The sequence below is a fragment of the Pseudomonas sp. P1.8 genome (assembly GCF_001269805.1).
Taxonomy (GTDB): Bacteria; Pseudomonadota; Gammaproteobacteria; order Pseudomonadales; family Pseudomonadaceae; genus Aquipseudomonas.
In genome coordinates, this window is the sequence record NZ_LHVM01000016.1 from 213,410 (window position 1) to 230,828 (window position 17,419).

The following is a 17,419-nucleotide window of genomic DNA, read 5'->3' on the forward strand; positions in this document are numbered from 1 at the left end:
ATTGATAGGTGCCGCGCCCTTCCTTAGGCTCGCCAGGCCACCGATCAAACCGGCGAACTATTCTCGCAAGCAGCCAAAAGGACAACAAGGTGCCGCCGTTCCTGAACGGCCTGGTCGATCTGCCCGTTGGCCGCAAACTCTGTCGAAATTGCCTCTGCCCTGTTGCAGCTGCTACTGGCTTTGCGTGACCGCGAGTACAGCTATCGCAACGTTTACAGGAGTGGGGACGAGTCGATGCAGGACGCCGCGGCGAACGATCACATAGCGGCCTCCAGCGCTGAACTGGCACGTCAGGGTGGCGAGCAGCAACTGGTGAAGCAATTTCGCACCTGAGCATCGCTATCTTTCGACAGGGTTATTGCGCAGATGTCGACGCCACACTAGCCCTCAATCCGTACAGCTTATGCGTAACAGCTGCAAGACATTCGGCCCTCCCATGCCGCTGAATTTTTAGGGGTGACCGTGCTGAGACTGGGCGGTCGCCCCTTTTTTTGCAGCGGTTGACAGGGCGCGCTGCGCCACTATCCATGGATAGGTGCTCAGCCGCGTCGGCATTTCTAGCATCAGCCCCATTGGGCAGTTACCCACCGACAGGAACAACAGGAATCATCGACATGAGCAACTCCTACGACATCGTCGCCGTGGGCTCCGGCCACAACGGCTTGGTCGCTGCCGCTTACCTGGCTGCCGCCGGTAAAAAGGTTTTGGTACTGGAACGCAACGCCTGGTTCGGTGGCGGCGTAGTGACCCGCGAACTGACCGTGCCGGGTTTCCGTCATGACCAACACAGCGTCGGGCACATCTTTATCCAGGCCAACCCGCTGATCCGCAACGACGAACTCGGGCTGCTGAGCAAATATGGCCTGACCTACATCTACCCCGAAGTACCGCTGATCTCGGTGTTTGAGGATGGCAGTACCCTGAGCCTGTACCGCAACCGAGAGAAGAACTATCAGGAGCTGGCCAAGTTCTCGCAAAAGGACGCCGAGGCCTACCTGAAGTTCTCCGAAATAGCCGCTCACTACCTGCCCATGTTGCTTGGCACCCTGTACTCGGCGCCGGTACCGATGGGCGCGCAGTTCGCCATGATGGACCAGAGCCCGGAAGGCCGGGCCATGTTCGCCACCATGATGAAAAGCAGCTGGGAAATTATCTGCGAGTGGTTCACCCACGAAAAAATTCGGCTGCACTTTGCCCGCATGGTCGGCGAGAACCTGGCCAGCCCCGAGGAACTGGGCTCCGGTATTAGCCTATTTATGTTTCTCGGTTTTATGGAGAAGTACGGCGTCGGCATTCCGATCGGCGGCAGTGGTGCGCTGACCGATGCGCTGATTCGTTGTATTCGCGATCACGGTGGCGAGGTGCTCGCCTCGGTCGACATCGCCAAAATCGAAACTCGTGGCGGTCGCGCCAGCGCCGTGCGCAGCCATGATGGCCGTGTGTTCGAAGCCAAGGATGCAGTCATTGGCGGTATTCACCCGCACCTGTTGCGCAATTATCTGGACGATGCAGGGGTAGCCCCGCAGGTATTCGAGCACGCGGAACGTACCCAGACCTCACCCTGTGCCTGCATCACCATTCATGCCGCGCTCAGTGAAAAGCTGCGTTTCAAGGCCGGCGACCACGTCGACCAGGCCGCGTTTATCGAACTGTTGGCGGTCGATCTCACTCGCTTCCGCCGCTCCTTCGACGACGTACGCTATGGCGAACTGCCGCGCGACCCGTTACTGGCCCTGGTCTCGCCGACCAACCTGGACCCGACACGTGCACCTGCCGGCCGCGCCACCATGCATGCCTGGGCGTACGTGCCATTCCAGATCGGCCAACGCCCGCCGGAGTATTGGGATGAAATCAAGGAGAGCTATGCCGAAGAGCTGCTGGCCAGGATGAGTCCGTTTTTCCACAACCTTTCCAGCGACTTGATCATCGCCAAACACGTCGACACTCCGCTGGATATGCAACGCACCTCGCCCAGCTTTCAGCGCGGCGATCTGCACGGCATCGCCGGCTACCAACACCAATTCGGCGCCCACCGCCCGACCCCGGAACTGGGCCGCAACACAGTGCCCGGCGTCGAGCGCTTCTACCTGGTAGGCCCATTCCAACACCCGGGCGGCGGTGTATTCGGCGCCGGCCGAGCGACAGCCATACGCATGTTCGATGACCTCAAGATGAACTTCGGAAAATTCAACAAGGTGTCCTAATGAAGCTCTTTTCCCCCGATGGCAGTGAACTGATGAAAATCGAAGCACTTGAGCGTGATGGTGAGTTGCTGCTGCTCAAGGGCACCGCCTTTGGTGCCATGCCGATCACCGCCCAACTGCGCCCGCAGGAAATGCGCGGCGGTTTCAGCCTGTTCAATCTCAAGCTGTTGTGCTTTGTCATCAGCATGCTGTTTCGCCGCTGAGAGGTCGCCATGCACACATCCGCCAACAAGCAACTAGTGCTCAACTACCTGCGCCATATGGAGGACGGCAACAGTCCCGCCGCCCTCGCCCTGGCCAGCGATGACGCCCGCTTCTGGATGCCCGGCCCGGGTGAACTGAGCAAGCACCAGGTAGCCGAGTTTTTTAAGCAGGTCGGGCCGCTGATACTCAGCATGCGCTTTACCATCCACGGCGTGATCGAGGAAGGTGAGCGCATCGCGGTCGAGGCCAGCGGGCTTGCGCAACTGGCCAACGGCAAGCAGTACGCCAACGACTACCACTTTCTGTTTGTCGTTCGCGAGGGTCAGGTCACGGCCATGAAGGAATATGCCGACACCGCGCCGGCGGCGGTGTTCTTCGAAACCAGCGCGCAGCACAACGCTGACGGACCGCACAACGATTCCATCATCCGCCCCCAAGAATAAGATCCACGGAGACTCCCTATGAGCAATAAAGGTAAACGCATCGTTATCGTCGGCGCCGGCCCTGCTGGTCTGGTTACTGCCTTGGGCCTGGCACGCCAGGGTGCCCAAGTGACTGTCATCGACCGCGAAGACGACATTCTGCGCTGGCCGCGCGCCATGGTTTATTTGCCTTCGACCCTCAAGGTTCTCGACGAAATCGGCCTTTTGGACAAAGCCAAAAGCGTCGCCGCCTGGGGCTACGAATACAACCTGCGCTTCCCGCTGACCGGTAATATCGGTCGCCTGGACTACCACTTGATAGAAGACCTGACACCCTACTCCTTCAACCTGCATTTCGGCCAGGATGTGCTCGCCGAGATGATCCTTGAAGAGTTCCTCAAACTGCCCGGCGCGCAAATGCGCTGGAAGACTTCATTCGATACCGTCGAGCAAGCAGAGGACTGCATCCAAGTAGCCCTGCATACCCCCGACGGCCCGCGCACCATTGAGGCGGACTGGCTGGTTGGTGCCGACGGCGCGCGTTCCAGCGTGCGCAAGGACATCGGCGTGGCGTTCGATGGCTTCACCTGGGACGACACCTTTATGGCCACCAACGTCCTCTATGACTTCGACCAATACGGCTACGCACCATCGACCATGATTGCCGACCCCGACCACTGGTGCGTGATCGCCAAAATCGATGACAAGCAGCAGTGGCGCATCGCCTATGGCGAGGACAGCAGCCTCACCGAAGAGGCTCGCCTGGCCCGCATCAAGGAGCGGTTCAAGCAATTTCTGCCGGACGCGGACGCCCCGCTCGAACTGCTAGCGGCTAACTCGTACCGGGTGCACCAGCGTTCGGCTTCCACTTACCGGGTCGGCCGGGTGTTCCTCGCCGGTGACGCTGCACACGCCACCAACCCTATCGGAGGCATGGGCTTTACTTCAGGTGTGCAGGATGCTCACGCGCTGATCAAGTACCTGGGCGGGGTCATCAACGGTACCCTGGCCGAGGATGCCTTGGACTGGTATGCCCACGAACGTCGCCGTTGCTTCCTGCAGATCGCCAACCCGACGGCCATCGAATTCAAGCGCCGCACCCAGGAGCGTGACACCGCCAGGCGCATGGAGGATGAAGCCAATATGTTCGCTCTGATGGCCGATCGCGAGATGTCGCGCCAGGCGATGATGTCAATCTTTAACTTGACCGGTCGAGGCTACCAGGAAGATTGGCAAACCACGCTGCTGGTTGAAGATGAAGCAGGACAGACGCCCGCTCTCGGTGCCCACGGCGGGGTCAAACTCAAGGCCTGAGTGCCCACCGCTGCTTCCCGAACGACCGTGCTGGAGAGGCTCGTCAGCACGGTCCCGCAATCCTCCGACTCCGCGAGCAAAGCCCATGATCTTCACCGTCGCCCAAGTTTTTCGCCCCACTCAGATCGCCTATGACCCCGACGCCCAGGAACTCCACGTACAGTTCTGCAACCCGCACCGGGCCAACACCGGGAGAACTTTGCAGGTGCGTTTTGCCACGCCGGCGCTAAAGGAACTGCTGCTGGAAATCCGCCGTTTGGAAGCCGCTCCAGACAAGCCGTTGGAGCGGTTGTTCGCCGACTGATTCAGGCCATCACGAACGTGCCCGCCGATCAGGCTCGGCCTCATCGAGCACGGCAGGAGGCGGTGCGTCCTCTGCCAATGAATGACGCAGCTCCTTTATCGCCGTACCGACGTCCGCACCCATCCCGCGCAAGCGCTTGCCGCCGAAAAACACCAGCACCAGGACCAGTACCAGGCCCACTTTCCACAGACTCAATCCTGCCAATCCCATCGCGACCTCCACCTTTCGAAAATGAACTGATCCGACTCGGCGCACAGCACTACTCGAAGCCAGAACAAGAGCCAGCATGGCAGGTAAGCCAAGGTGAAAACGCTATCTTTGGGTAGGTGATCGGCGCTATCGGCGACCTCGACAATCAATCCTGTCTGCTTGTCCGCCCTGCTATCGCGGCGGCTATAAGAACAAACAATAACGCCGCAGCAAACTTGTGCGCCGGCGGAATTCGATCGGGGAAACCTAATGAATAGACGCAACTTTCTCAAGACCAGCCTGGCCGGCGCGGCGATCCCCGCGCTATCCGGGGTCGGTCAATTCAGCCTGGCCGATACGCTCTCCACGTGGGGCGGCGGCCTGCCCGAACTGGCCGTCTCCGACTCGCGCTTTGCCGCCTGCCAGCGCTTCGGCAGTACCGCAGAAAAAGCCGGTCTAGCCCATAGCGCCATATACGGCGATATCACCGCGTTGTGGTTTGAACACCTCGACCCGCAGTGGCGCAAAGGGCCGACAGTAATCGCCGGGATAACCGCTCGCCAACCGCTGTTCGTGTTGGAGCGCCTGGCCTGGGACCGCGGCATGCGCGTGGTGCTGCGGGTGGAGCATGACTGGAATGCCGATGGTAGCGTTAGCCACACCTTGGATGCACCCGCGCATCAATTGCCGGATCTGACGGCGCTGTTCAACGGAAATGCTGACTGGAGCGAACGCTTCGCCCGGCTCAGCGCCAATTGCTCGTGGAATCTGGCGCGCACCAGCTGCGCTCAGCGTACAGCCCAATCCCCGGCCTATGCCAGCAACGACCAGCAAGCGCCCTTGGTGAGCTGGGTGATTGCCCCTACTCAGCGAGCCTGAGCCTTTATCCCGCTTAGCGCACGACCCAAACAAGAAAAAGGAACCCGACATGCGCCAACCCCCTGGCATCAGCAGCCACGATTTCGCCGAAGTCATCCGCCTATTTGGCGAGGTGGTCGGCAAGGAATGGGTCTTCATCAGCGAAGAAGACTTGCATCTGTACCGCGACGCCTATTCGCCCTACTGGGGCGAGCCTGAAGAGCGCATCGCCTCAGCAGCCGTGGCGCCATCTTCCACCGAGGAAGTACAAGCGCTGATGCGCATCGCCAATCGCTTCAAGATTCCCATGTACCCCATTTCCACTGGCAAGAACCTGGGCTATGGCGGGTCCGCCCCCGCCTACTCGGGTTCGGTGGTACTTGACCTCAAACGCATGAACCGCGTTTTGGAGGTCAACGAGAAACAAGCCTATTGCGTGGTGGAACCGGGCGTCAGCTACTTCGATATGTATCGCCACCTGCAAGATAACAACATTAAGCTCTGGATCGATGTACCCGATCCGGGCTGGGGAAGCATGCTCGGCAATGCCGTCGACCGCGGCGCTGGCTATACCTCCTCGCAGTTTCGCAACCACTTCGATGCGCACTGCGGCATGGAAGTGGTGCTGGCTGACGGCACCCTGATGCGCACCGGCATGGGCGCCATGCCGGGTTCGGACACCTGGCAAATGTACAAGAGCGGTTTCGGCCCCTGGATTGATGGCATCTTCAGTCAGTCCAATTTCGGCGTGGTGACCAAGATGGGCTTCTGGCTGATGCCCGAGCCGGAGGCGTTTCTCAAGGGCGTTGTGCACCTGTCGCGCTACAAAGACATGATTCCCTTGGTCGATATCATGACCCACCTGGAGAACACCAAAGTGTTCACCGGCTACCCGGACATCAATAGCCCGGTGCTCGGCACCCCCAGCCTGGCCGGACTGCACGACTTCCTCGCGCATGGTCCGCAACCGCGTGACGACGAATATATGCAGCTGTTGAAGCGCGGTGCCGCGCCAGAGGAATACGAGGCCTACGGCAAGCGCAACAAGATCCCCTTCTGGAGCTGCGCCTTTACTTTTTACGGACCGGAGAAGGTCATTCGCGCGCAGTGGGAAAACGTGCAGGCACGCTATCTCCAGGCCCTGCCCGACGCCACCTTTGAAGAGCGGGAGTTCTACAACCTGCCGTTAAGCGAGGAGCAGAAAAAACAGGTGCAATATCCGGCGCAGTTCGGCATCCCCAACCTGCGTACCTTCGCCATCGGTGCTCGCTCAAGCTGGAACCCGTCGCCGCCCTCTGACGGCCACGCCTGGTTCTCACCGATCATTCCGCGTGATGGCGCGGCCATCCTCAAGATCAACGACGTGCTCGGCAAAGCGGCCAAAGCGCTCGGTGTACCACTGGTGTTCGCCATGAACGTACCGGTGCCGTCCTGGGAGCGCTGCTTCGTCTTTATCATCCCGTTCTATATCACCAAGGATGCGAAGCGGAACAAGGAAATCCGCGACGCGTTCCGCAAGCTGATCAAACTCGCCGCCGAAAACGGCTGGGGCGAATACCGCACGGCAGCGTCCTTTCAGGATGACGTGATGGACACCTACTCGTTCAACGACCACGCCCTGCTGCACTTCCACGAAACACTGAAAGACGCGGTCGACCCCAACGGCATCCTGTCGCCGGGACGCTATGGCATCTGGCCTAAACACCTGCGCAAGGAGAAGAAGGTATGAAGTTGATCGCTATGCTGGTTCTGGCGTTTTTTTACCTGAGCGCTTCCTTCGGCGTGTGGGCCGGCGAGGACGCGCAAGGCAAGCAGGTCTTTGAAAAATGGTGCATGCCCTGCCACGGCAAGGGCACCGAATACCCCGGCACCCTGGCACTTGACGCACGCTACAAAGGCGCGGTGCCTGCGGCCCTGGAAGACCGCGCGGATCTCACCCCGCCCCTAGTCAAATACTTCGTGCGCAATGGTATTTCGGTGATGCCGTTCTTCCGCAAAACCGAGATCAGCGACAGTGAGCTGGATGCGTTGGCCCACTACCTGCAAAAACAGCCTGCCCAGCCTTGAGAAGCCGCGACTCAACGCCTCTTTGGATCTATGTTGTGGCAGAAAAACATACGAAAAGTCTGATGTCTGCCTTTAGCTGCCGGCAGAGCGTGATCTGACGGCCAGAAGTGGACTTTGCGTGCCTACCACTCAAAATAGAAAGCATCGCGGCTTTAGCCGCTAGCTTTTTTCGATGGTAGTGAAAGATCTGCTTCTTGCCGCTATCTGCCCTTGGTGACCGGCAGCAAAGGGTCGTATTCAGTACTTCGCGACAAGCAGAAAGCGGCCGGGAACAGCCCCTCCCGAAGGGCTGTTAAGGGTCGATTCTGTTGAAAAAGTCGGATTTTCAGCTCGCCTGAACTCAGACACGACCACCACCGGAGCACCTACTCACCACATTGAGTGGTTTTTCGGACCTTCGTTGACCTTTACTGCTTTGTTATTGAGTTAGTTTGAGTTTTTTTGCTTGGTGCAAGCGCACCTATCCCGTGACTGGCGGCCCTTGAGATGAAAATTTGGCCAGCCGTCGCAGGTTCTGCACCGCAGCGGCCAGCGTGAATTCATCGGTCGCATCACTCATGCCACGTAGTCGCAAGCGATCCAATTTCAAATGCAGAGATTTTGCAGCAGGCCGAACAGGGAGCTACTTTTTCAACAGAATCGACCCATAGCGGTCATCCAGAACAAGTGACTATCCCTGTGCTTTCTTCAGCCCTTTCAAGCGCACATTCGCCCTTTGCACCGCGGCCATTTTTTCAGGTCGCTTCATGCGTTTCCACTTTCTGATGTCTTCCTTGCTTCGCCCGCAGCTCACACACAAATCACCACTGAGCTGGCAAACTGAGATGCACGGATTCTCGATTTCCTTAGCCATTGTCAGCCACCTTTGGCCACACGTGATTGAGTCAGGCGGATTTTCCAGTCGCCTCCGTGAGTTCGCTGACACTCCTCCTCAGAGTCGAATCGGACACTGTGGTCTGAAGGGATCAGGTCGATGTTGGCGTCATTCAACGCGATGGACGTCAACTCAAAGATGCGCGCCTTAGCGTCAACCAGGGCGTTCTTTCTGTCAGCCAGGGTCTCGAATACCCAGATTACCTTCAGGGTTTCAGACAACGCGTTCAGGTTTGCGATGTGGGTGAGCCAAGCAAAGCCTTTGATTTCACCTTTTGCTGTTTCGCACGCTTCGGTGAGCGTAGTTATCAACCGACGTTCGATTCGTGCCAGTTCACGTTTCCCTAGAGGCATTGCGGGTTCCTTTGGAGACAATGGTGGGGAGGCGCTGAATCAGACAGGTCGAAACTCGACCGTCAGATGACTGACTTCGTGAACTGGCTTGAGACGTTCACGAATGCTATCGGCGTTCGCAGTGACCTCACCAAGGACGCTGACGATGGCCGCATGGGCTTGCGGTCCAACCCGCCAGACGTGCAAGTCCGTGATAGTGGCATCCCCCGGTTTCTCAACCAGCTCGCGGATTTCCTCGGCAACGTGTGCGTCTGTCTGATCCAGCAGTACTCCTGCGGTGGCCCCCATCAAGGTCCATGCCCAGCGCGCAATAACAATGGCGCCGACAATGCCCATGACCGGGTCCAGCCACACCCAGCCGAGATACCGGCCGGCGAGCAGTGTAGCAATGGCCAGAACGGAAGTCAGCGCGTCTGCAATGACGTGGACGTAGGCCGATTTCAGGTTGTTGTCGTTACCGTGATGGGCGTGGGCATGAGCATGGCCGTGCTCGTGCTCGTGCTCGTGCCCATGACTGTGCCCGTGACCCAGCAGCAGGGCACTGACAATGTTGACGATCAAACCGGCAATCGCGATGAGCGTAGCGGTGCCGAACTGAACTTCCGTTGGCTGCAAGAGGCGCATGACAGACTCAACACCAATTCCCAGGGAGACCATACCCAGAATCAGCGCCGAGGCGAATCCGCCCAAGTCTCCAACCTTTCCGGTACCGAAACTGTAGCGCTGGCTGCAAGCGTGCCGTTTTGCGTATCCATAAGCGGCCGCCGCGATGCCCAATGCGCCGGCATGAGTTGCCATGTGAAAGCCATCAGCCAGTAACGCCATCGAGCCCGTGATATAGCCAGCGGTGATCTCGCCAACCATCATCACAACGGTCAGCGCCACAACCCAAAGCGTACGCCTGGCATTTTCGTCGTGCGCTGAGCCAAGGAACACATGGTCGTGTGTGTAGTTGATGTTCGTGCTGTTCATGAGCGTGTTCCTGGATGCGTTCACTTGGAGTAACGGCGAATGGCTTCAAGAAGCTCCTCAACGCCTTTGTTACGCTCTTCTTCGCTGAGAGCAGGGCTCGCGGACGGAGGGATTATCTACGCGCCCTTGCGGGAAGTAGAGACTTCAGTTTCGAGGGGGAAGCGAGGGGTTTGGAGGTTCCGCTTCTGGCCAACTGCTGCCTACCACGACCGGCTGAAACCGGCCAGAAGCGGTCGGTCATTCCAACCTGCAACATCCAGCCTGTATAGCCACATAGATCTCAACGTAAAAAAGAATGCCTGGGCGCAATCCCCACTTGGGGCACGCCAAAGGGGCTTTCACACCAGTAACGCTAACGCGGTCCGACTTGCGCCGTCGAAGGCTGACTCTTCAGGACTGCCGTATCGGCGTAAAAGCTGCAACAGAAACGCAGGTAAGTCACGCAGCGTTTTTTTGCTGCTTCGGGAGGTGATGTAGTCTGCATGCTGCTGATAAGCTTGCTCGAATCTGCTGACGTCGACAGGCAACGGACCCAGGTCGATTTTCTAACTACAGCGTGGATCAATACTTGATTAACACAAAGACCAGCGCCGTTTTACTGTTCGTAAACTGATCAAGAGTCTACCGCGTTGGATTTTCACAACGGATAAAGCAGCAGTTCACAGGCAGGGTCTGCGCCCCAAAATGTCTCGAGCTGTGGCATTTCCCTGCACCGGTGCATCAAATGAGCGCAATAAAAACACCCGAAGCCTCCCTGCGTAACAGTAAGCAGAACCGCAAAGAGATCTTGCAGAGCATTCGCAGCGCCGCCATCAGCGAATTCAGCTTGCACGGTTACAGTGGTGCTTCGACCCAGTCGATCGCCGAGCGCGCGGGGCTGAAAAAATCCCAGTTGCACTACTACATCGAGGACAAGGAAAGCCTTTATAACGAGGTGCTGGCCCAGATTTTCACCCGCTGGGAAAAGCTGTTCATATTGAGCGACGCAAGCCACACGCCGGCACAAGTGATCGCTGACTATGTACGCCAGAAGCTGGATTTCGCCCTGCAGGAACCCGAGTTGTCACGGGTCTTTACCCACGAACTTATTAGCGGCGGGCTGCGTCTACAGCCGTTTTGGCCCCAGGCGGTTGCGGCGACTGAAGAGAAAGTCGAACGCCTGCAAGCTTGGGTCGATGCTGGCCAGTTACGCCCTCTCAACCCGCGGCTGCTCATCATGCATATCTGGGCGCTGACCCAATATTATGCGGACTATTCCGTGCAAGCCGAGCGCATGTTGGGCGAGTCGCTGCAGAACCCTGCCCAGCGCCAGAAAATACTCGACGAATTAGTTGAGTTCGTCCTGGCTGGATGCGGCTTGAGCCGCTAAAGCCACCTTCCCTTCCCCGCCCAAGCGTCCAACCGGACCGCTTTGGCACACCTATTGCTTTTTCCTGACCATTCGATCAAACCAATCGGTCAAATATGAAAAAGCTTAGCGACATACGTGTTCAGATTCAGCAACGGCACGCCCTGACAGCGCACATTGACTGCTGGCGCCTGACCCCCGGGGAGGATTCGGTGCTGCCTGCATTCAGTGCCGGAGCACACATTGAAGTGCAGATTGCACCGGGTATTCGTCGTGCCTACTCACTGTGCAGCGACCCGGCACAGCGCGGTTTTTATGAGATAGCGGTCAAGCGTGAGGAGGATGGGCGCGGCGGCTCGCAGGCGTTGCACCAGACAGCTCGGGTCGGCAAAGATCTGTGGATCAGCCCGCCACGCAATGCCTTTGGATTGGCGGACAACGCCGGTAGCCATTTGCTGGTGGGTGCGGGCATTGGCCTGACGCCGATGATCGCCATGGCTCACAGCCTGCACGGCTGCAAGGCAGACTTTCACCTGGTCGCCAGGGTCCGCAGTCGCGCCGAACTCCCCTTCGCTGACTTGCTGACACAAGGCCCGTGGCGCACCAGAGTGTCGCTGAGCTTCAGCAGCGAGGGCGAACTGCAGCTGCCAAGTCAGCCCAATCATGTGTACTGCTGCGGTCCGAGCGGATTCATGCAAGCTGTTCGGACGCGCTTTGCCGAACTGCCTGGCGTCGGCTGGCACCAGGAGCACTTTGGCGGTGAATCGGTTGAGGTAGCAGCGTCTGGCTACCGGCTCAAATTGGCCCTGCGCAATCAGGAGATTGAAGTGGCCGCGGGGCAACGGCTTATCGATGCACTACGTTCCCACGGGGTGGCCTGCAATACCGTTTGTGAACAGGGGGTATGTGGCAGTTGCGTAGTGCCTTGGACGGACGGGGAGCCGCGTCATCTCGATGAATGCCTCAGCAATGAGGAACGCCAGACACTCCTCGCCTTGTGCTGTGCCGGTTGCAGTTCCACCAGCCTGACCCTGGAGCTGTAATCATGCCTTTGCAGCTCGAGAACATCCGCCTTCCCGCCTGGCTGCTCCCTCCTGCATGGCCACGGGTGTCCGACCAACCTCGATTGGCAGACTTGAGTATCGATGCCGGTCGAGTCCAGGCCGTGACACCCGCCACAGGCCAAGGTAACGGTCTCGACTGCAAAGGCTCCCTGGTGTTGCCGGGGCTGCTTGAAGCCCACGCCCATCTGGACAAGACGTACACCCGTGCTCGCCTCGGGCGCATTGCGCCGGGCTTGCTCGGCGCAATCGCTGCCACACAGATCGACCGTTCGCGTTGGAGCGAGGACGATCTGCGTCAACGTGCCGGCCGCGCCTTGTTGCAAGCGCAGGCAAACGGCGTCACCCATCTGCGCAGCCATGTCGACTGGTGGAGCCCGCAGGTGCCCAAGGCCTGGGCAGTGTTGCGCGAGCTCGCCGAGGACATGCCGTGGCCATTAGAGCGGGTCGCTCTCGTACCGCTACCGCTGTTCGAAGATGCCGGCCATGCCCGACGCATTGCCAATGCGCTAGCACGTCATCGCGACGCCCCCGGCGCGGTGCTCGGTGCCTTCATCCACAGCAGTAATTTCAGCCTGCAGAGCGTGCAGAACCTGCTTGCCTGCGCGGCAGACCTGGGGCTGCCCCTGGACCTGCACATTGATGAAGAGCTTTCGGTTACGGCTTGCGGCCTGGCGACTGTCGCGCGGCTGGCGCGCGCTTCGGCATTCCCCACGCAGATCATCTGCAGCCATGCTTGTGCCTTGGCGAGCCAGTCGGACGCAGTGGCCAGGCAGACCCTGGATCTGGTTGCCCGCGGCCCTATTACTCTGTTGGCCCTGCCCGCCACCAACCTGTATCTGCAAGACGCCGTACCTGACCGCACCCCACGCCTGCGGGGCCTGACCCTGTTGAAGGAAGCACGCCAACGTGACATCCCACTGCTGATCGGCAGTGACAACGTACAGGATGCCTTCAACCCCATCGGCAACTACGACCCGTTAGCGAGTTTGCAGCTGGCTGCATGGGTCGCTCAACTCGACGACGTATTCGACATCTGGTCCCAAAGCATTTGTCGCGTGGACTGGCTGGGTAGACCCCAGGCAACACCCACCCTCTGCGGTCAGAGCGCCAACCTTACTTTGCTTCATACCACGGACCCGTGGACCTGGCCTGCCGAACGTCATCGCAGCCTCTTGCGTGGCGAACAGCTACCAGCCAATTACCTGACTTTCCTGCGGAGCTTGCCATGACCCACTCCCCCACATTTTCCCAACCCCTTGCGCGGTACGCGGCATTTCACCGTGCGGGGGATTTTATTTTTCTGTCGGGCGTGATCGCCGTAAACCCCGGCGCAAATCTGATCGTGCGCGGCTTCAACGATATCCCGGCGACGGCAGCCGAAATCCTGGGCCGCACCGGAGAGTTCTCCACCGACTACAAGCAGGGTCCAATCCTGGCCCAGAGCTGGTACGTGCTCGACAGCATCCGTCAAATCATAGAGAGCGCCGGAGGCCGCATGAGCGATGTGTTCAAGCTGGTGCAGTACTTTCGTGACCTCGATCACTTCCCGCTCTACAGCGGGGTGCGCAAAAGCTTTTTCCCCGATGCACCGCCCATTTCCACCGTCGTGGAGGTCAGCGCCATGCTGCCATCCCCCGACATTCTGGTGGAAGTCGAAGCCACCGCCTATCTGCCACAACGTTAATCGTTTCTACCCTCGCCCTGGAGTTTTGCCATGTTAAACGGATATACCCCCGCTTCACGCTTCCTGCCGTATCTGAGCTGGTGCGCCATCGACAGCCTGCCGGACAAGGAAAACACCGTCATCGTCCTGCCCGCAGGTGCCATCGAGCAGCACGGCGCTCACTTGCCTTGTGCGGTTGACAGCATTGTCGCTGCCGGCGTCGTGGGCAAGGCCATGGAACTGCTTGGTGAAGATATCCCTGCCTATGCCTTGCCCCCGATCACCTACGGCAAATCCGATGAGCACCTGCATTTTCCCGGCACAGTCACCCTGACCGGCGAGCTGGTGCTGAACACCGTGATCGAGATCGGCGAGTCGATCTACCGGGCGGGCTTTCGAAAGTTTCTGATCGTCAACACCCACGGTGGCCAGACACAGCCACTGGAAATGGCGGCCCGAGAATTGCGACTGCGCCACGGCGACTTTGTGATCATCGCTCGATCAGCCTGGAGCGTTGCGCACGACGAAAGCTTCGTCTCGCACCAGGAAAAGCAGTTGTCCATGCATGCGGGCCATGCAGAGACCGCCATCATCATGGCGTTGGCCCCCGATACGGTGGACATGACCAAGGCCCAAGCCCATTTCCCGCCGCCCTTCCCTTGCCCGACGCTGTCCTCGACCCGCTCGGCCGCCGCCTGGTGCGCGATGGACTTCGGTCCGAGCGGGGTGATTGGCGACCCCACCCCGGCCACGCTGGAACAAGGCCAGATGCTGCTCGATCAGCTCGGTAGCCAATGGGCCAAAGCCATCGGTGAAGTCCATCGGATGCAATGGCTGACCCGCGCGCAAACCACCTGGGGCCGCAGTCAGTACAGCGGCTATATCCAGAGCCAGGCCTGATCCCAGACACGACCACAAGGAGTTCATCGTTCATGACGTCAAAGCGCAATGCTCGAATACGCCTCGCTCTGCTAGGTGGGTTGGGTTGGCTGGGAGGTACCGCTCAAGCCGCCACCCCACTGACCTTCATCACTAACTGGTATGCCCAGGCCGAACACGGTGGTTTCTACCAGGCCCAGGCTGAAGGCTTGTATGCCCAACAAGGTCTGCAAGTCACCGTGCAGATGGGTGGCCCACAGGTCAGCCCGGTGCAACTGCTCGCCGCCGGCCGGGCGCAGTGCATCATCAGCGACGATCTCGCGACCATGATGGCCCGCGAACGCGGCGTACCGCTGCAAATGGTCGCTGCCACGTTCCAGCACGACCCGGTCGTACTGATCGCCCACGACAACATCGAGCAAATACAGGACCTGGGTAACAGCACGATTTTGATCTCGAGCGCCGCGAACTCCAGTTGGTGGCCTTGGGCCAAGACTCACCTGGGTTTGCGCGATGAGCACGTGCGCCCGTATACCTTCAACATCCAGCCGTTCATGGCCGACCGCAACGTGGCCCAGCAGGGCTACCTGACATCCGAGCCTTTCTCCCTCGAGCAGGCCGGAGCGAACTTCAAGGTCTTCGCCCTGAGCGACGCGGGCTACCCTCCCTACGGCAACTCTATTGCCTGCGACAGCGCGTGGATGGCTGAGCACCCGGAACAGGTCAGCGCCTTCCTCAACGCGTCAATGCAAGGGATGAAGCACTACCTGGCCAACCCAAGTGCCGGCAACGCCCTGATCCGCGAGGCCAATCCGCAGATGAGTGAGGCCCAGCTCGACTATGCCGTCAAGAAGCTGCGCAGTACGGGACTGGCCACTGGCGGCGATGCGCAAACCGGCGGCATCGGCATCATTACGGCCACGCGTATGCAGCAGACGTGGCAAATGGCGGTGCAAAGCGCGCTGATCGATCCCGTCAAAGTGCCTCTCGATCAGATGTACACCACGCGATTTATTCAGCTCCAGCCGGTGCTGCCATGAGTACCGCCGCTCTGATTCACCCGTGGCGTACAGCAGAACAAGCGCAGGTGCCGGCAGCTATCGAGGCGCTGTCAGTCGAGAAAACCTACACCAATGGCACTCAGGCTCTGCGGCCTGTGGAATTGAGCATTGCCGAAGGCCAGTTCGTGACCCTGCTAGGTCCTTCAGGCTGTGGCAAGAGCACGTTGCTGAAGATGATTGCCGGCCTGAGCGAACCCACCGATGGCCGTCTGTTGCTGTGGCGCAAGCCGGTTGCCAGCCTGGCCGAGACAGGCAAACACCTGTCCTATGTGTTCCAGGAGGCAACGCTAATGCCTTGGCACAGCGTGCACAAGAATGTGCGCCTGCCATTGGAACTCGACGGCGTGCCCGTCGCGGAAGCAGACCGTCGGGTGGCCCTCGCATTGCAGCGTGTCGGTTTGCAGGACTTCGCCCAGGCGCTGCCCCGAGAGCTGTCCGGGGGCATGCAGATGCGGGTATCCATTGCCCGCGGGCTGGTGGTCGAACCTCACCTGCTGCTGATGGACGAACCCTTTGGCGCCCTGGACGAAATTACCCGCAATGCCTTGGACAGTGACCTGCTGGAGCTTTGGCAGCGCCATAACTGGACAGTGATGTTCGTGACCCACTCGATCCAGGAGGCCGTGTTCCTCTCACAACGGGTTGTTGTGATGGCCGCTCGACCGGGTCGGGTCGTGGCAGATGTGCGCATCGATGAACCGTACCCACGTACCAGCGAATTTCGCCTGTCGGCACGTTTCAGCGAATACGCCATGCACCTGCATGAGCTGTTGGTAGCGGCCAGTAAAGAGGAAATACGATGAAAGCCAAAAACGACAAACTGCCGTGGCTGGCCAGTGAAAGCGCTCAGAGAATCGTCGTGCCAACGGTGATCTCCCTGCTGCTGGTTACCTTGTGGCAGTTGGCGCTAACGGCGCTCAAGGTGCCCACCTACCTTATACCGACACCGTGGCTGACCCTGACCACCCTGGTGCAGGACTGGGACGTACTTGGACCGGCCTTGCTCTTCACCCTGAAGATCACGGTTCTGTCCTTCATGCTCTCGGTGTTGATCGGTGTAAGTATCGCTTTTGTGTTCGTACAAAGCCGGTTGATCGAACTGGTGCTGTTTCCTTACGCCGTGCTGCTGCAAGTAACGCCTATCGTTGCAATCGCACCGCTGATCATCATCTGGGTCAGCGACACCACGCTAGCCATGGTGATTTGCGCGACGCTGATGGCGGTCTTCCCGGTCATCTCCAACACGGCGCTCGGCCTGCGCAGTGTATCGCCGGGGCTGGTGGCTTATTTCAAGTTGCGTCGCAGCAGTCGCTTGCAAGTGCTGTTGCGCCTGCGGGTGCCCACTGCCATGCCGTACTTTTTTGCCGCGCTGCGCATTTCCAGTGGCCTGGCGCTGATCGGTGCGGTCGTCGCCGAGTTCGTGGCCGGTACCGGGGGTACCAACACCGGGCTGGCCTATCAGATCCTGCAAGCGGGCTTCCAGCTGAACATCCCGCGGATGTTTGCCGCGCTGCTGCTGATTTCCGTCACCGGTATCGCACTGTTTGCCAGCATGTCGCTGCTATCAAAAAAAGCGATCGGACGCTGGCACGACAGCGAAACCGATCGCGGACTTTGAACTCGCACATCCACTTCGCCAAAAG

General features: G+C 59.3%; 21 protein-coding genes and 1 pseudogene. 17 read left to right on the forward strand and 5 right to left on the reverse strand.

Annotation, left to right across the window (positions count from 1 at the left end):
* The first annotated feature begins 126 nt into the window (after window positions 1-126).
* From AD668_RS17570 to AD668_RS17595, 6 genes are all read left to right on the forward strand, one after another.
* Window positions 127-333, forward strand: coding sequence for a hypothetical protein (locus AD668_RS17570; protein WP_053160818.1), 207 nt, complete (start codon window positions 127-129; stop codon window positions 331-333).
* Window positions 334-614: 281 nt separating this feature from the next.
* Complete coding sequence (locus AD668_RS17575) at window positions 615-2,204, forward strand: NAD(P)/FAD-dependent oxidoreductase (protein ID WP_053160819.1); 1,590 nt, start codon at window positions 615-617, stop codon at window positions 2,202-2,204.
* Window positions 2,204-2,407 (forward strand): hypothetical protein, encoded by a 204-nt coding sequence (locus AD668_RS17580; RefSeq protein WP_053160820.1) that lies wholly within the window; start codon window positions 2,204-2,206, stop codon window positions 2,405-2,407. Before AD668_RS17575 ends, AD668_RS17580 begins: the two co-directional genes overlap by 1 nt.
* 9 nt (window positions 2,408-2,416) lie before the next feature.
* Window positions 2,417-2,851: a nuclear transport factor 2 family protein gene (locus AD668_RS17585; RefSeq protein ID WP_053160821.1), complete on the forward strand. Its 435-nt coding sequence runs from the start codon at window positions 2,417-2,419 to the stop codon at window positions 2,849-2,851.
* An 18-nt stretch (window positions 2,852-2,869) separates the two neighbouring features.
* A complete protein-coding gene (locus AD668_RS17590; RefSeq protein WP_053160822.1) occupies window positions 2,870-4,144 on the forward strand; it encodes an NAD(P)/FAD-dependent oxidoreductase in 1,275 nt (424 codons plus the stop codon).
* An 85-nt stretch (window positions 4,145-4,229) separates the two neighbouring features.
* Entirely contained in the window at window positions 4,230-4,448 is a 219-nt protein-coding gene (locus AD668_RS17595; RefSeq protein ID WP_053160823.1) for a hypothetical protein, read from the forward strand.
* 9 nt (window positions 4,449-4,457) lie between these two features.
* Here the strand turns inward: AD668_RS17595 and AD668_RS17600 are convergent, their stop codons facing one another.
* Entirely contained in the window at window positions 4,458-4,658 is a 201-nt protein-coding gene (locus AD668_RS17600; RefSeq protein ID WP_053160824.1) for a twin-arginine translocase TatA/TatE family subunit, read from the reverse strand.
* A gap of 249 nt (window positions 4,659-4,907) precedes the next feature.
* Between AD668_RS17600 and AD668_RS17605 the strand changes: the two genes are divergently transcribed.
* The 3 genes from AD668_RS17605 to AD668_RS17615 are packed head-to-tail and all read left to right on the forward strand — an operon-like array spanning window position 4,908 to window position 7,562.
* Window positions 4,908-5,516: a twin-arginine translocation signal domain-containing protein gene (locus AD668_RS17605; RefSeq protein WP_053160825.1), complete on the forward strand. Its 609-nt coding sequence runs from the start codon at window positions 4,908-4,910 to the stop codon at window positions 5,514-5,516.
* Window positions 5,517-5,565: 49 nt separating this feature from the next.
* The gene (locus tag AD668_RS17610) at window positions 5,566-7,224 is read left to right on the forward strand and encodes an FAD-binding oxidoreductase (protein WP_053160826.1); all 1,659 of its coding nucleotides are present in this window, start codon (window positions 5,566-5,568) and stop codon (window positions 7,222-7,224) included.
* Window positions 7,221-7,562, forward strand: a complete 342-nt coding sequence (locus AD668_RS17615; protein ID WP_082344507.1) for a cytochrome c — start codon at window positions 7,221-7,223, stop codon at window positions 7,560-7,562. The genes AD668_RS17610 and AD668_RS17615 overlap by 4 nt, the downstream gene beginning before the upstream one ends.
* A 670-nt stretch (window positions 7,563-8,232) precedes the next feature.
* Here the strand turns inward: AD668_RS17615 and AD668_RS17620 are convergent.
* From AD668_RS17620 to AD668_RS29525, 4 genes and pseudogenes are all read right to left on the reverse strand, one after another.
* The gene (locus tag AD668_RS17620; protein WP_008033373.1) at window positions 8,233-8,415 is read right to left on the reverse strand and encodes a DUF1289 domain-containing protein; all 183 of its coding nucleotides are present in this window, start codon (window positions 8,413-8,415) and stop codon (window positions 8,233-8,235) included.
* A 2-nt stretch (window positions 8,416-8,417) separates the two neighbouring features.
* Window positions 8,418-8,789 carry a hypothetical protein gene (locus AD668_RS17625; RefSeq protein WP_053160827.1) on the reverse strand — a complete coding sequence of 124 codons (372 nt, stop codon included), beginning with the start codon at window positions 8,787-8,789 and terminating at the stop codon, window positions 8,418-8,420.
* Between the two features lie 39 nt (window positions 8,790-8,828).
* Entirely contained in the window at window positions 8,829-9,761 is a 933-nt protein-coding gene (gene dmeF / locus AD668_RS17630) for a CDF family Co(II)/Ni(II) efflux transporter DmeF (RefSeq protein ID WP_053160828.1), read from the reverse strand.
* 20 nt (window positions 9,762-9,781) lie between these two features.
* Window positions 9,782-9,862, reverse strand: a pseudogene (locus tag AD668_RS29525) (metal/formaldehyde-sensitive transcriptional repressor); the annotation flags it as partial.
* 623 nt (window positions 9,863-10,485) lie between these two features.
* Here AD668_RS29525 and AD668_RS17640 point away from each other — a divergent pair.
* The 8 genes from AD668_RS17640 (at window position 10,486) to AD668_RS17675 (ending at window position 17,394) form a co-directional block, all read left to right on the forward strand.
* On the forward strand, window positions 10,486-11,130 hold the full coding sequence (locus AD668_RS17640; RefSeq protein ID WP_053160830.1) for a TetR family transcriptional regulator C-terminal domain-containing protein: 645 nt from the start codon (window positions 10,486-10,488) through the stop codon (window positions 11,128-11,130).
* A 95-nt stretch (window positions 11,131-11,225) separates the two neighbouring features.
* A complete protein-coding gene (locus AD668_RS17645; protein WP_053160831.1) occupies window positions 11,226-12,152 on the forward strand; it encodes a PDR/VanB family oxidoreductase in 927 nt (308 codons plus the stop codon).
* A gap of 2 nt (window positions 12,153-12,154) precedes the next feature.
* Window positions 12,155-13,402: an amidohydrolase family protein gene (locus AD668_RS17650; RefSeq protein ID WP_053160832.1), complete on the forward strand. Its 1,248-nt coding sequence runs from the start codon at window positions 12,155-12,157 to the stop codon at window positions 13,400-13,402.
* A complete protein-coding gene (locus AD668_RS17655) occupies window positions 13,399-13,857 on the forward strand; it encodes a RidA family protein (protein WP_053160833.1) in 459 nt (152 codons plus the stop codon). The genes AD668_RS17650 and AD668_RS17655 overlap by 4 nt, the downstream gene beginning before the upstream one ends.
* 30 nt (window positions 13,858-13,887) lie before the next feature.
* Window positions 13,888-14,736 (forward strand): creatininase family protein, encoded by an 849-nt coding sequence (locus AD668_RS17660; protein ID WP_053160834.1) that lies wholly within the window; start codon window positions 13,888-13,890, stop codon window positions 14,734-14,736.
* A gap of 32 nt (window positions 14,737-14,768) precedes the next feature.
* A complete protein-coding gene (locus tag AD668_RS17665) occupies window positions 14,769-15,755 on the forward strand; it encodes an ABC transporter substrate-binding protein (protein ID WP_053160835.1) in 987 nt (328 codons plus the stop codon).
* Window positions 15,752-16,579, forward strand: a complete 828-nt coding sequence (locus tag AD668_RS17670) for an ABC transporter ATP-binding protein (RefSeq protein ID WP_053160836.1) — start codon at window positions 15,752-15,754, stop codon at window positions 16,577-16,579. The genes AD668_RS17665 and AD668_RS17670 overlap by 4 nt, the downstream gene beginning before the upstream one ends.
* Window positions 16,576-17,394, forward strand: coding sequence for an ABC transporter permease (locus AD668_RS17675; protein ID WP_053160837.1), 819 nt, complete (start codon window positions 16,576-16,578; stop codon window positions 17,392-17,394). The genes AD668_RS17670 and AD668_RS17675 overlap by 4 nt, the downstream gene beginning before the upstream one ends.
* Window positions 17,395-17,419: the final 25 nt, after the last annotated feature.

Bases quoted from the DNA above. Each gene is read 5' to 3' on its own strand.
- AD668_RS17580 (WP_053160820.1), top strand. From the start codon at position 2,204: ATGAAGCTCTTTTCCCCCGATGGCAGTGAACTGATGAAAATCGAAGCA.
- dmeF (WP_053160828.1), bottom strand. From the start codon at position 9,761: ATGAACAGCACGAACATCAACTACACACACGACCATGTGTTCCTTGGC.
- AD668_RS17605 (WP_053160825.1), top strand. From the start codon at position 4,908: ATGAATAGACGCAACTTTCTCAAGACCAGCCTGGCCGGCGCGGCGATC.
- AD668_RS17610 (WP_053160826.1), top strand. From the start codon at position 5,566: ATGCGCCAACCCCCTGGCATCAGCAGCCACGATTTCGCCGAAGTCATC.
- AD668_RS17640 (WP_053160830.1), top strand. From the start codon at position 10,486: ATGAGCGCAATAAAAACACCCGAAGCCTCCCTGCGTAACAGTAAGCAG.
- AD668_RS17675 (WP_053160837.1), top strand. From the start codon at position 16,576: ATGAAAGCCAAAAACGACAAACTGCCGTGGCTGGCCAGTGAAAGCGCT.
- AD668_RS17670 (WP_053160836.1), top strand. From the start codon at position 15,752: ATGAGTACCGCCGCTCTGATTCACCCGTGGCGTACAGCAGAACAAGCG.
- AD668_RS17595 (WP_053160823.1), top strand. From the start codon at position 4,230: ATGATCTTCACCGTCGCCCAAGTTTTTCGCCCCACTCAGATCGCCTAT.
- AD668_RS17590 (WP_053160822.1), top strand. From the start codon at position 2,870: ATGAGCAATAAAGGTAAACGCATCGTTATCGTCGGCGCCGGCCCTGCT.
- AD668_RS17625 (WP_053160827.1), bottom strand. From the start codon at position 8,789: ATGCCTCTAGGGAAACGTGAACTGGCACGAATCGAACGTCGGTTGATA.
- AD668_RS17620 (WP_008033373.1), bottom strand. From the start codon at position 8,415: ATGGCTAAGGAAATCGAGAATCCGTGCATCTCAGTTTGCCAGCTCAGT.
- AD668_RS17665 (WP_053160835.1), top strand. From the start codon at position 14,769: ATGACGTCAAAGCGCAATGCTCGAATACGCCTCGCTCTGCTAGGTGGG.
- AD668_RS17650 (WP_053160832.1), top strand. From the start codon at position 12,155: ATGCCTTTGCAGCTCGAGAACATCCGCCTTCCCGCCTGGCTGCTCCCT.
- AD668_RS17645 (WP_053160831.1), top strand. From the start codon at position 11,226: ATGAAAAAGCTTAGCGACATACGTGTTCAGATTCAGCAACGGCACGCC.
- AD668_RS17615 (WP_082344507.1), top strand. From the start codon at position 7,221: ATGAAGTTGATCGCTATGCTGGTTCTGGCGTTTTTTTACCTGAGCGCT.
- AD668_RS17660 (WP_053160834.1), top strand. From the start codon at position 13,888: ATGTTAAACGGATATACCCCCGCTTCACGCTTCCTGCCGTATCTGAGC.
- AD668_RS17655 (WP_053160833.1), top strand. From the start codon at position 13,399: ATGACCCACTCCCCCACATTTTCCCAACCCCTTGCGCGGTACGCGGCA.
- AD668_RS17600 (WP_053160824.1), bottom strand. From the start codon at position 4,658: ATGGGATTGGCAGGATTGAGTCTGTGGAAAGTGGGCCTGGTACTGGTC.
- AD668_RS17585 (WP_053160821.1), top strand. From the start codon at position 2,417: ATGCACACATCCGCCAACAAGCAACTAGTGCTCAACTACCTGCGCCAT.
- AD668_RS17575 (WP_053160819.1), top strand. From the start codon at position 615: ATGAGCAACTCCTACGACATCGTCGCCGTGGGCTCCGGCCACAACGGC.